Annotated in this window: 11 protein-coding genes and 1 other annotated feature; of the genes, 6 read left to right on the top strand and 5 right to left on the bottom strand. The window is 49.5% G+C overall.

Annotation, left to right across the window (positions count from 1 at the left end):
* Positions 1 to 53: 53 nt before the first annotated feature.
* On the bottom strand, positions 54 to 380 hold the full coding sequence (locus ACNA6I_RS16130; protein WP_048005760.1) for a cyclic-phosphate processing receiver domain-containing protein: 327 nt from the start codon (positions 378 to 380) through the stop codon (positions 54 to 56).
* A gap of 241 nt (positions 381 to 621) precedes the next feature.
* Here ACNA6I_RS16130 and ACNA6I_RS16125 point away from each other — a divergent pair, with 241 nt between their 5' ends.
* On the top strand, positions 622 to 1,911 hold the full coding sequence (locus ACNA6I_RS16125; protein WP_048012175.1) for an ATP-binding protein: 1,290 nt from the start codon (positions 622 to 624) through the stop codon (positions 1,909 to 1,911).
* Between the two features lie 26 nt (positions 1,912 to 1,937).
* Here the strand turns inward: ACNA6I_RS16125 and ACNA6I_RS16120 are convergent, their stop codons facing one another.
* The gene (locus ACNA6I_RS16120; RefSeq protein WP_079514656.1) at positions 1,938 to 2,534 is read right to left on the bottom strand and encodes a YczE/YyaS/YitT family protein; all 597 of its coding nucleotides are present in this window, start codon (positions 2,532 to 2,534) and stop codon (positions 1,938 to 1,940) included.
* An 18-nt stretch (positions 2,535 to 2,552) separates the two neighbouring features.
* Here ACNA6I_RS16120 and ACNA6I_RS16115 point away from each other — a divergent pair, with 18 nt between their 5' ends.
* Complete coding sequence (locus ACNA6I_RS16115) at positions 2,553 to 4,868, top strand: helicase C-terminal domain-containing protein (RefSeq protein WP_262370587.1); 2,316 nt, start codon at positions 2,553 to 2,555, stop codon at positions 4,866 to 4,868.
* 49 nt (positions 4,869 to 4,917) lie between these two features.
* Here ACNA6I_RS16115 and ACNA6I_RS16110 read toward each other — a convergent pair whose 3' ends face one another.
* Positions 4,918 to 5,355 carry a ferritin-like domain-containing protein gene (locus ACNA6I_RS16110; RefSeq protein ID WP_048005757.1) on the bottom strand — a complete coding sequence of 146 codons (438 nt, stop codon included), beginning with the start codon at positions 5,353 to 5,355 and terminating at the stop codon, positions 4,918 to 4,920.
* Positions 5,356 to 6,342: 987 nt separating this feature from the next.
* Here ACNA6I_RS16110 and ACNA6I_RS16105 point away from each other — a divergent pair.
* Together ACNA6I_RS16105 and ACNA6I_RS16100 are read left to right on the top strand one after the other, a co-directional pair.
* On the top strand, positions 6,343 to 6,588 hold the full coding sequence (locus ACNA6I_RS16105) for a YkuS family protein (protein WP_048005756.1): 246 nt from the start codon (positions 6,343 to 6,345) through the stop codon (positions 6,586 to 6,588).
* A 103-nt stretch (positions 6,589 to 6,691) separates the two neighbouring features.
* Entirely contained in the window at positions 6,692 to 7,792 is a 1,101-nt protein-coding gene (locus ACNA6I_RS16100) for a kinase (RefSeq protein WP_082139303.1), read from the top strand.
* Positions 7,793 to 7,828: 36 nt separating this feature from the next.
* Here ACNA6I_RS16100 and ACNA6I_RS16095 read toward each other — a convergent pair whose 3' ends face one another.
* Positions 7,829 to 8,791 carry a S8 family peptidase gene (locus ACNA6I_RS16095; RefSeq protein WP_048005755.1) on the bottom strand — a complete coding sequence of 321 codons (963 nt, stop codon included), beginning with the start codon at positions 8,789 to 8,791 and terminating at the stop codon, positions 7,829 to 7,831.
* Positions 8,792 to 9,059: 268 nt separating this feature from the next.
* Between ACNA6I_RS16095 and ACNA6I_RS16090 the strand changes: the two genes are divergently transcribed.
* Complete coding sequence (locus ACNA6I_RS16090; RefSeq protein ID WP_063190557.1) at positions 9,060 to 9,554, top strand: superoxide dismutase family protein; 495 nt, start codon at positions 9,060 to 9,062, stop codon at positions 9,552 to 9,554.
* Positions 9,555 to 9,601: 47 nt separating this feature from the next.
* Here ACNA6I_RS16090 and ACNA6I_RS16085 read toward each other — a convergent pair whose 3' ends face one another.
* On the bottom strand, positions 9,602 to 10,945 hold the full coding sequence (locus ACNA6I_RS16085; protein WP_048005753.1) for a sodium-dependent transporter: 1,344 nt from the start codon (positions 10,943 to 10,945) through the stop codon (positions 9,602 to 9,604).
* A 64-nt stretch (positions 10,946 to 11,009) separates the two neighbouring features.
* Positions 11,010 to 11,216, bottom strand: a binding site (T-box leader).
* A gap of 142 nt (positions 11,217 to 11,358) precedes the next feature.
* Between ACNA6I_RS16085 and ACNA6I_RS16080 the strand changes: the two genes are divergently transcribed.
* Positions 11,359 to 12,468: an NAD(P)/FAD-dependent oxidoreductase gene (locus tag ACNA6I_RS16080; RefSeq protein ID WP_048005752.1), complete on the top strand. Its 1,110-nt coding sequence runs from the start codon at positions 11,359 to 11,361 to the stop codon at positions 12,466 to 12,468.
* Positions 12,469 to 12,538: the final 70 nt, after the last annotated feature.

Here is a 12,538-nt window from a genome sequence, read left to right as displayed (position 1 = left end):
AATTTTAGTAATGAAAAGGCCTGTCCGTTTTGGACAGGCCGTATATGAGAAACTCATCTGAGAGGCAAAGGCCTTAAAACAATCTTGATCGAATGAGGCATCTGGTCGTTGTCTTGTGCCGCTTTGAGATAGCGGAACATATTCTTTCCACCTACGGAATTAGCAGAGTGGATCGTGATGCGTTCTGCAAACAATTGATGCTCAACCATGGCATGAACCAGCATCAAACCATTTCGGGTCTTGCTCTCAAGATCGTGATCGAGGGAGAGATGACCGATGGAATGATCATACAGGAGCTGCAGGCACTCATCGATGTCTTTTGCAAGAATGTAACCTTGGGGACAGTGGCGATAATCGTCGAGAAACACATTTACTGTCATATACATTCTACTTTCGTCATTTGACTTATGATAAGCCTAACAGACATATACCTATACTTATATAGGTAATTAGGAGTGTATTACAAATATATTTGTGGTTGGAAAGTTAGGCTTTTAAGACTTCGAACTTAAAATTCTGTCATTTTTACCAAAATAGTTTGAAATGCAGAGAATAATAGAAGGAATATTCTCATTTCTTGTCGTATGAAGTAAAGACCATACTGCGTTGGGAGAGTTTCAAGTGATAATTGAAAAATTACTTTTTCATACGTTCATCATCCTTGCTCCGGTGCTGATCCAAACCTCCCTGCTCGAACATCATAAATGGAGTAAATCGCCCATCTTTACAGGTGTACTGAATGGTTTCGCCACTCTTGCTTGCCTTACATTCACGTATGAGTTCGCCGGCTTATACTGGGATTTCCGCTACGTCCCCCTTATCATTGCCATGGTTTACGGTGGAAGAAAAGCTGGTCTCATCGTTCTTGGTTTCATGCTCATGGGGCGGACGATCATGGGCGGGGATATCCTTTTGCATGGCCTTGCCAGTGCGCTGCTGGCCTCAGTGGTGCCCTATTACTTTTCTAAAGGGTTTTGGAAGCTGTCTCCTGTCAAACGGGTGCTTGCCGCTCAGTTAATCGGTCTCTGGCCGATTGCTGTCATTTTTCTCATGCTCTTTGTCTTCCATCTTCCATCGCAATTTTTGAGTGAACTCCACTCCATTACATTCATCCTCCAGTTCGGCTTTGTTCAGATCATTGGAATCGGGATCGCCGCCCGCTTGAATGAATGGATGGTCGAGAAGAAAGTGATGAGGGAAGAAATCATCAAATCGGAGAAATTGAATACGCTGGGCGAATTGGCTGCCAGCATCGCCCATGAAGTACGAAATCCCCTGACGGTCGTAAAGGGATTCCTTCAGCTCATGAAACGTCAGTCGAAGGGGGAAGAGGATGAATATCTGGCCATCATCTTAAGTGAGCTTGGCAGGGCTGAGGAAATCATCAATGACTATTTGAATTTTGCAAAGCCGCAATTCGAGAAGGTGGAGCAGGTTCATATAAAGGAGATCCTATCGGAGGTGTCAATCCTGTTGAACGCTTATGCCGTGAAGGAAAATGTGTTCTTGGAGAGTCATCTGGATGATGACGGGATCCTCCTCACCGATCGAAATAAAATGAAGCAGGCACTCATCAACTTCGTAAAAAATGCGATTGAAGCGACTCCGCCGAAAGGGTATGTGTCGATCGGTCTCCGGGTGTCAGATGAACATGCCGTCATTACCGTGAAGGATACAGGAAAAGGAATGTCGAAAGAAGAGATTGCGAGGATCGGTACGATGTTCTATACCACAAAGAACCAGGGAACAGGACTAGGGACGTCGGTATCCCTTAAAATCATCGAAACAATCGGTGGTCATGTAAGTTATTCGAGTGAAGTGAAGAAAGGGACGACCGTCGAGATCACCCTTCCCCTCCGGAATGAAAAATTGAAAAAGGAACATGTCCTATCCCATCACTTAGATGCTTAAGATCTAAGTGTTTTTTCATTCCGGTGTCACGTTAATTTACCGTACATACGTTCTATGATAGGATAAAAGAAATGAATGACGGAACCTAACGTACAGGCGACGATAAGGGTGCCGATCCCGATGGAGCCGCCAGCCACGATGGCCAGGGTGATGGCGATGGCCTCGTTCAGGAGACGGGCGTGGTTTAGGTTCAACCCAAAGCGGTGATGAAGGGCCATCATGAGTGTATCCATCGGACTCGAAGGCAGCCCGGCCTGAAGATAGATGGAAATCCCAAGTCCGATCAGCGTTGTACCGATGACGACAAAGAGGATCTGTGACGTCAGATCAGATGGCACCAAGACGGTCACGGTCACCCTCAGCCAGAAATCAACGAGCTGGCCGATGAGGAAGATTGACAAGGCGGCGAGCCATCTCGGTCGCTCTTTCAATAGAAACGCATTGACGCCGATCAGGATGCATCCGTTCAAAAAGATGCATGTCCCGATTGTAAGGTGGAACAACCGTGATTCACCAACCGCAAGGGCATCCCACGGACCTGCCCCCATATTGGCATGGATCACAAATGAAACGCCGAGTGATAAGCACAATAAACCGATACTATAAAAAAGGAATCGAATCATGTCTACCTCCGTTAACCGATGCTTGTCTCTATACATATGCCGGCAGGGGACATATTAGAAGAAGAAAGCGAGGTGGATGCCATGGATGCCGATATCACATTATCCGTCAGGGAGCTCGTCGAATTTGTCCTGAAGGAAGGGAGTATCGACTCACGATTTCAGCCAAGGTCTTCCATGCTCACAGGGACAAGGCTCCATCAAAAACTTCAGCGGCGCTATGAAGACCCCGATGAAAAAGAGGTCCACCTCAAAGGGGAGAAAGTCGTGGATGGGATATTCTACCAGGTGGAGGGGAGATGCGATGGAATCATACACCGTGAGGGAAAGATCCTGGTGGAAGAAATCAAATCAACTGCGAGGAGCCTCGATGAATTGGAGGAAGGGAAGCGGGTCCACTGGGCCCAGGCGGAGTGTTATGCCTGCCTCCTGACGGAAGAGCGGGACTGGGATGCCATACATGTGAGGCTTACCTATATCCATACGGGGACCGAGGAAACAAAATCTTTCACACGGGAATATGATCGTGAGGAACTTCAGGGAATCATGATCGGCCTCTTGCAGCTCTATACACCGTTTGCGGAACTGAGATTGAGAAACAAAGAGAACCTGGAGGCGAGCCTTCCCCGTCTTACTTTTCCCTTCGAGACGTTCAGGAAGGGTCAGCGTCAACTTGTGGGAGCCGTCTATAAAACCGTCGCAGAAGGAAAGACTCTTTTTGCCAACGCCCCCACGGGGACAGGGAAGACGATTTCAACGTTATTCCCCGTCGTGAAAGAAGGCGGCAGGTGGTTTTACGCCACGGCCAAAACCATCTCGAGGACGGTCGCAGAAGACGCCGTCAAGCTGATGGAAGAAGGAGGCCTTTCCACCAAGGCATTGACCATCACGGCAAAAGACAAGATCTGCTTTAAAGATCAAACCATCTGCCAGCCCGAACATTGCGAATTCGCCTGTGGACACTATGATCGTGTGAACGGCGCCATCCTGGATATCCTTCAGAAAGAGACCCTCATGACCAGACCGGTGATCGAGGAGTACGCAAAAGCTCATCGCGTATGTCCGTTTGAGTTCTCCATCGATCTATCGTATCTCGTTGAAGGGGTCATCGGTGATTATAATTATCTATTCGATCCAAGAACGTCGTTAAAGCGATTCAGCGACTCTTCGAAAAAGCAAACAACACTCCTCATCGACGAAGCACATAATCTCGTGCCCCGTGGGAGGGACATGCACTCTGCTCCCCTGACGTCCACTGGCTTCACATCGCTGGCGGCACATGTAAAGGGAAATGGGGAACTGAGTGCTGCGATCCGTTCTCTCACGGGTGCCTTGGAGGGTGTAAGACCCGGAACATATGAAGAAGTCGATACCGGTGTCACTGATGGAGTTAGGGCATTTGTCGATGCTGCCGAAAAGGAACTTCCCCACGTGGAAGGAGAAAGCCCGCTTCTGGAGGCGTACTTTGAATCGACCCAATTCCTGCGCATCCTTCAGCTCTATTCAAAGGAACACCGGACATTGGTCACTCGGCATGGGGGCGGAATGACCGTCAAGCTCGTCTGCCTGGATCCGGCAGCTTTTTTGCACCGGGTGACGGCAGGGTATAAGTCGGCGGTCTTCTTTTCGGCGACCTTGCACCCATTTTCGTATTACTTCCACCAGCTTGGAGGAGAAGCGGAAGATTATCGATTTGTCATCCCGACCCCCTTCGATCATAGCCAGTGGCAAGTGGAAATCCAGCCCCTTTCCATCCGGTTAAGGGACCGTGATCGCCATTTTCCCCATCTTATGGAGTCGATCGTCAACCTCTTTAAGCGGGTAAATGGAAATGGCCTGGTGTTCTTTCCTTCCTACGCCTTCATGAGGAAAGCCTTTGATGCCTTGGAAGGGTATGGGTTACCTGCGAAGTTGATCATGCAGGAGCCGATGATGTCAGAAAGAGAAAGAGAAGAGTTCCTGGCTGAGTTCAAAGCTGGACGCAAGGAGCCGGTATTGGGTCTTGCCGTCCTGGGAGGCATTTTTTCGGAAGGCATCGATCTGAAGGGTGAACGCCTGAAGCAGGTAGTGGTTGTAGGAGTCGGCCTCCCACAGCCAGATGAAGAAAGGGAGTTGATGAAATCCTACTTCAACTCACTGGGAGTGAATGGATTTGCCTATGCCTACACATACCCCGGATTGAACAAAGTCTTCCAGTCAGGTGGACGGTTGATCCGGACTGAAGAAGACCGCGGGGTCCTCAGGCTCATTGATGATCGCTATCTGACACGGGAATATCAGGAGCTACTGCTCGAGGAATGGCGACACTTCACCGTGGTGGGAGGTTCATGGACGTAATGGGCATAAAAAAAGACCGCTACGGGAGCGGTCTTTTTTGACATTACAATCAGTTGAAAGAAGGGTCTTTAAGAAGACGATCGAATTCTTCCAAGTGGTGCGTTTCATCGGCAATCATATCATCCAGCTTGATTCCGAGTTCTACAAGGCCAAGCTCTTCAGCCTGCTCTTTGCGTTTCTTGTAGCGTTCGATCGTATCTGCTTCTGCTTTGCGTCCTTCAAGGAGCATTTCCTTCACATCGTCCGTTTGTTTCACCTTTGCAGGAGTTGTTGTCGGGCTGCCTCCAAGGGTCTTGATTTTTTCTGCAAGGTAAAGAGCATGTCCTTGCTCATCTGGGATTTCTTCTTCGAAGAAAGGTTTCAATACCTGTCTATATAAGCCGCTTACTACTGCTGCGTAGTTCGTGTAGAGGATAACTGCGGCATATTCATTTGCTAAATCTTCGTTCAGTCCATCAATTAGTTCGTCTAGTTTTGCTTGATCCATTTGTAATTACCACCCTTTGTGTATGTTGTATGGTTATAATGTACCCGTTTCGCATGGAGATAAACCCCTTTTTTGCTGTGTGGGGGTGGGGGCGGCTTGTCTGAGTTGCTTATCCGTTTCATCTCTTTTGGTAAGGGATCGTTCCGTTCCGCTGCGGGTGGCCGCTTTCCGGCGGGGAGGGAGTTGAGCCGCTTCGGCTGCGCCTGCAGGGCCTCACCCTGCCCGCTATTCCCATAGGAGTCGTGAGGCCTTTGCTGCACTGCACTCTGAGTGGAGGAGAGGGGATGTGCGGTTTCGAAACATGCTATCGGCATCCTGTTTTTGCAATTCGTTTTGGGTGGTAACGAGATTGTTCTGTCCTTGCATTTGGTGGTGCGTTGGAAGAGGAGTTTGCTAATTTGAAACAGGGCATCCCATTCTTGTTTTTTAGAATGACTTTCTAACTTATTAACAAACGATCACCTCACCAAGTCCAATACCACAAAGTGGATTGGAGCGTAAGGGATTTGACTCCTGCGGAAAAGGGGGATGATCGAGACCCCGCAGGCACGAGGAGGCTCGACATGCTCCCCGCGGAAAGCAAATCCCTGCAGCGCAAAGGAACGGACTACCTTTCCACCACAGCCTTCACTAAGAACTACGAGGCCATTAATTCTAATTGCACTTGGGTGATTTAAATCCGAAGGCAACGGCAGACCCGACATGCTCCCCGCGGAAAGCAAATCCCTGCAACGCAAAGGAACGGACTAGTTTTCCATTTCACCCTTCACTTAGGACGATATTGTCTTCAACTATCATCATAACCAAGATGATTATTATTATTTCCCCACAGAAATCAAATCTCTAGAAGCGGAAAGGAACGTCCCATTCCTTCTTGAGCATTCACAGTTACACTAACAAAGACAAATATAGAAGAACTGCCACCTCCATGAATATCTTTTACCCAGGTTGAAAATCCTAACGATAAGAAACAGGAGGTGTTAAGCCATGACAAAACGTGTAGGTGTTGAACAATCCCTTTCAAATGTAGTGCAAGCTTTGCGTGAAAAAGGGTATGACGTCGTTGAACTCAAGAACGAACAAGATGTGAACGGCTGTGATTGCTGTGTCACGACAGGCTTGGATACAAACGTAATGGGAATGCAAAATACAACATTCAAAGGATCTGTCATTGAAGCGGACGGTCTGACGGCCGATCAAGTATGTGAACAGGTCGACAGCAGAATGATGTAAGAGGAAGGGAGGCCACAGCCTTCCTTTTTTTATTGAATAAAAAGTCTGCCTTCCCCCAATATGGTAAAATGAATGATATTTCCATATTGAGGGAGGGTTCAGCATGTGGCAGGCTCTATTCATAGATCGTGACGGTACACTGGGCGGCAGCAATGAAATTGAATATCCGGGAGTGTTTGAGGTGTATCCCCGGAGTACAATCGCTTTAAAGAGGATAAAAGAAAAAGGAATCCCCATCCTATCCTTCACCAATCAGCCTGGGATCTCTGCAAGACCCGGGCTGATGGAAGAATTCGAACGGGAGTTGAACGGGTTCGGGTTTGATGGTGTGTACATCTGTCCCCATGAAGAAGGGGAGGGCTGCGGATGTCGGAAGCCTGAGATCGGCATGCTGAAGCAAGCAGCAGCGGATCGGGGGCTTGATCTCACCAAATGTGCCGTGATCGGGGACAGGTGGAAGGATATGCTCGCCGGCAAAAAGGCAGGGTGTACGACGGTGCTTGTCAGGACGGGAGCGGGTGAGAGTGAATGGCAGAAAAACAGAATGAACCTTGAAGGCACCGTGGACTACGTGGCTGACGACCTTCAGGAAGCGACCCGCTGGCTGTTGGATTCCCCTCAACGTGTGCTGGAAGAGATCTTGGACGGGGCAAATGCAGAAGCACGTTTCGTCCTCGGGATAGACGGGTTGAGCCGGTCGGGTAAGTCGACCATGGTGTCAGAGATAGAGGAATGGCTGAAGGGTAAGGGGGTCACCCATCAGATCTTTCATATCGATGACCACATTGTCGAGCGGGAAGCGCGGTATGACACCGGTCATGAGGAGTGGTTTGAATATTATAGTCTGCAGTGGGACCGGAAACGGTTGAGGGAAGGGTTCTTTATGAAACTGAAAGAGGGCTGCGTGGATGTGAGGTTACCTTTTTACGATGGGGAGCTGGATACCGTGACGGAAAGGCAGGTGCAGCTTTCGGATAAGGGGCTCATCATTGTAGAGGGGGTGTTCCTTCAGAGGGAGGAATGGAGGGAAGCCTTCGATGGCATCCTATTCCTTGATTGTCCGAGAGAGCGACGGTTGCTCCGTGAATCGGAGGAGACGCAGCTGAAGCTTGAAAAGTTCAGGAATCGGTATTGGAAGGCAGAAGAGTATTACCTCGATACGGTTCAGCCGATGAAACGTGCAGACTGGGTCATCCCTACATAATGAAAACGGCCGGGAGACCCCCCGGCCGTTTCTTTTTTATCCTATATGGGCAAGAGGCTGGGACCGGAGATGTTCCCTTAATAGATCCGGAGCTGTGAGATAGAGCAATCCGTTTCCTTCGAGGGATTTCGGGTATCCGAGAGGGATGGTCCGTTTCACGAGCTGTGCATAGATTTCCGGTTCGCTCAGTTCCCGTTTGAATGCTGCTTCCTCAAACTCTTTAATCAAGGCCAGCGCTCCTGCTACATGAGGAGCCGACATGGACGTCCCGCTGAGCTTGGCGTATTTATCCCCTGGGATCGTCGAGAGGATCTGCTCTCCAGGGGCTACAAGGTCGATTTCATTATTGGAATTGGTGAAGTAGGATGATTTTCTCTGGAGGTCGATGGCTCCTACGGCGATGACTTCCTTATAGCTTGCCGGGTAGGAGAATTCATCTGTATCGCTGTTCCCGTCGCCTTCATTCCCGGCTGCAGAAACCACCAGGATACCAGCTGCCACGGCTTTTTTGATTGCGTCATGAAGCGGTTTATAATCAGTTGGGCCGCCAAGGGACATGGAGATGATATCGACTCCCTGTTCCGTTGCATACTCGATTCCCTTCACGATCCAATCGTATTGTCCTCTCCCGGAACTTCCGGCGAGTACTTTGATGATCATGAGGTCTGCAAGCGGGGCGACTCCGATCACTCCATCTCCATCCTCATTGGCGGCGATGGTTCCGGAGACATGGGTGCCATGTCCACTGTAGTCTGTCACATTATCGTCTGCCCCTGCATCGTCATCGGTGAAGTTCTTGACGCCCTTCACCCGTCCGGCAAGGTCAGGATGATGGATGTCACAGCCTGTATCGAGTACGGCGATGGTCGTGCCCTTTCCTTTGCATCCTTCTTTCCATAGTATGGGGGACTGAATCATTTCAATGCCTTTCGGAACCTCATTTACATCTCCAATCATTTCGTTCATGAAATACGGAATCAGCTTCATTTCGGTTGCCATGGTCATCCCTCCAAAATATTATTCTCGTGATGTCTATTAGTCTGAAGTTTCTGAAAATATACCATTTTTCTGGACAATTGTACAGGGTATATGGTAATAGGTGGAATTTACCTACTTATGATTCAATGGGGAAAGGTCCTTTTTAAACAAACGTTTGATCAAGACGGTCCCTTCCTTGCGCCTCAAGGAATCTACGTTTAAACGATCGTATGTCATGCAAAAGGACTGGAAGGCATAGATTGATGAAGATGAGAAGGAGGGAAAAAAGATGAATGGAATGGATACGGGGAACATTGCGTACGCAGTGATCAAGGGAGGTCCGCTTGCACCGAATCTCAATGGGAACGTCTTTTTTCACGAAGTGAAGGGAGGAGTGGAAGTCATGGTAGAGGTGAGGGGGCTTCCACCTTATAAAGAAGGGAAGAATGGAGAGAAACCAATCGGTCCCCATGGTTTCCACCTTCATGAGAAGGGGATATGCGAAATTGGAGACCCTGCTGACCCTTTTACATCTGCGGGCGGTCATTGGAATCCAGGAGCCCAGCCGCATGGCAATCACGCAGGGGATTTTCCCGTCCTGTTTTCAAATGAGGGGTATGCCCGGATGTCTTTCTTCACCAATAAATTCAGTGTGAAGGATGTGGTGGGAAAGGGCGTGATCATCCACCAGAGTCCAGATGATTTCCGGTCACAGCCTTCAGGTGATGCGGGTAAACGCCTAGCCTGCGGAGTCATCGTTCCCTATACCAAATCGCCAATATAATAGAAAAAATCGTACAGAACACGCGCTGTACGATTTTTTTCTTCTATTTAATAAAAGCCGAGCATATTGAGCATGACCACAATGATGAAAAGTGGTGCAACGAAGCGGATCAGGAAGAACCAAACTTCGAAAATACCTTTCTTCATGCTGCTCCCGCTTTTCAGCTCTTCATAGAGAGCCGTCTTCTTCATCTTCAGAGGGACAAAGATGGATATCAGCAGGCACCCGAGCGGTAATAATACGTTGCTTACGGCAAAATCGGCAAGATCAAAGATGATCTTATCGAATAGAGTAATGTCGCTGAGTACCCCATAAGAGAGAGCGGATGGGATTCCGAAAATGAAGATGGCAATCCCGATGATCCATGCCCACTTTGTCCTCTTTGTTGGATCATTCTTCGCGATGACCGATACGATGATTTCAAGCATGGAGAATGCTGAAGTCAAGGCTGCGAACAGGAAGAGGATCAGGAACGCAATGAAGAACAGCATTCCGAATGGCAGCTGGTTGAAGATCGTCGGCAGCACGTTGAACAGGAGAACAGGTCCTGCGTTAGGCTCGAGTCCGAATGCGAAGACCGCCGGGAAGATGGCAAGGCCAGCAAGGAGCACGATGAAGATATTCATGATGACGATGGACACAGCCGAACGCGGCAGGCTCTGGTTTTTCGGAAGATAGGAGCTATACGTCAGCATGACCGATACCCCGACGCTCAGGGTGAAGAACGATTGTCCCATGGCTTCCAGGATCGTGCGCGGGGTGACCTTGGAGAAATCCGGCAGAAGAAGGAATCGGACACCTTCTCCCGCTCCGTCAAGGGTCACAGCACGAAGGACCAGCACAATGAAAAGGACGAACAGGGCAGGCATCATGATCTTGCTGGCACGCTCGATTCCCTGCTGAACGCCTTTGGCTACGACGACGATGGTCATCAGGATGAAGATGAGCTGTACGATAACACTCACCCACGGATCAGCAATGGTGGATCCGAATACCTCACCGTACTGATCCGAGGTCAATCCGTTCAGTTGTCCGGTGATGGCCTTGAACAGATAGATGACGATCCATCCGCCTACGACACTGTAGAAGGATAGCAGGATGAAGGATGCGACCATCCCGAGGACTCCGATCCAGTGCCACTGGGTTCCCGGGGCAATCTTTTTATACGAATCGATCGCATTGCTTTGGGCGGTCCTTCCGATGGAGAATTCCGCCAGCAACAGGGGGAGGCCAAGGAATAAAGTGAAAAGGATGAAGATCAGGAAGAATGCGCCGCCTCCGTTCTGCCCTGCAATATACGGGAATTTCCAGATTGCGCCTAAACCGATGGCCGATCCTGCAGCAGCAAGGATGAAGCCGAGTTTGGATGACCATTGTTCACGTTGACTCATGGGTTGATCTCCTTTCTGTTTATGGTTGTCGCCCGAAGACAATAAAAAAATCGCCCCTACATATCGTAGGGACGATTGGATATCGCGGTACCACCCTAGTTATGGGACAAGCCCATCACTCTTCGGAAATAACGGCATACACCGTCTTTTGATCTCGTCAAAAGAAGCTCGGGAATCGAAATTCACTTACCGCATGTGTACCGATTTGCACCAACCATCGGCTCTCTTGAACAGGGAAGGGTTTGCTACTTGGTTCCTTCAAAGCTTTTCGTTATTTAGGTTATACAATTTTTATCATGGATTGAAGTACATTGTCAATGTCTTTTCTGAAATTGACCGTGATGTGCTCAGATTGAGTTCAGGGACAATCTCAAGTAAGATAAGAGAAAAACGAATGGAAAGTGTGTTTATACATGAAATCGACGATCGTCATCGGTGCCGGGATCCTCGGGGCCTCGACCGCTTATCATCTCGCAAGGAAAGGGGCGGATGTCCTGGTCGTGGACAGGGGGGACACGGGGCAGGCAACCGCGGCTGCAGCAGGTATCGTCTGTCCCTGGTTGTCTCAGCGCCGCAACAAAATATGGTACAAGCTTGCTAAGGGAGGAGCGGCCTACTATCCGGAACTCATCAAGATGCTGGAGGAGGATGGCGAGCATGACACGGGGTATGCACGTGTAGGGGCTCTCAGTCTCCATACGGATGAGAAGAAACTGGATGGAATGATGGAGAGGGCCTTGAAAAGGCGGGAGGACGCTCCGGAAATCGGAGAACTGACAAAATTGACGGCAGAAGAAACCCGGGCCCTTTTCCCGCTTCTATCCGATGAATACAGAGCCGTCCATGTATCAGGGGCGGCTCGGGTGGACGGACGTGCTATCTGCAAAGCACTCTTGGCAGCTGCGGAGAAACGCGGTGCGATCCTCAGGCAAGGGAATGCCCGGCTCCTGAAAGAGGGAAGGGGGATCATGCTCGATAACGAAAAGATTGAAGCAGATCGTGTGATTGTCACGGCCGGCGTGTGGGCGAAGGAATTGTTTGCTCCACTCGGAATCGACATGGATGTCACATCGCAGAAAGCCCAAATCATCCATCTCAATGAAACGGGAGCTGATACGGATGAGTGGCCCGTCGTCATGCCGCCCAATGATCAATACCTGCTTGCTTTTCCTGAAGGAAGGATCGTCGCAGGGGCCACCCACGAAAATGATGCCGTCAACGGACGGGTCACCGCAGGAGGTATGCTTGAGATCCTTTCAAAAGCGATGGCCATCGCACCTGGTCTACATGAGAGTGAAGTGGTTGAAACACGAGTCGGCTATCGCCCATTTACCCCAGGGTTCCTGCCTGTGTTCGGATACATGCCAGGCCTCGACGGGATCCTCTTTGCCAACGGCCTCGGGGCGTCGGGTCTGACGGCTGGCCCGTTCCTTGGATCTCAGCTCGCGAAGCTGGCACTTGGAGAAGAGACCGATCTGGATCCTGCAGACTATGATATAAACGGAGCGGTCCGTAACCCGTAATTCCCACTATTTTTTACAAGTCATCCCCTTTATAATAGAGGGAGTGAACTGAGAATTTATAGAAAAAGGT

Origin of the sequence: Rossellomorea sp. FS2, from assembly GCF_047915635.1 — a bacterium.
In the GTDB taxonomy this organism is placed as follows: domain Bacteria; phylum Bacillota; class Bacilli; order Bacillales; family Bacillaceae_B; genus Rossellomorea; species Rossellomorea marisflavi_A.
The sequence above is the reverse complement of the archived record's forward strand: the minus strand, read 5'-3'. Positions and strand labels throughout refer to the sequence as shown.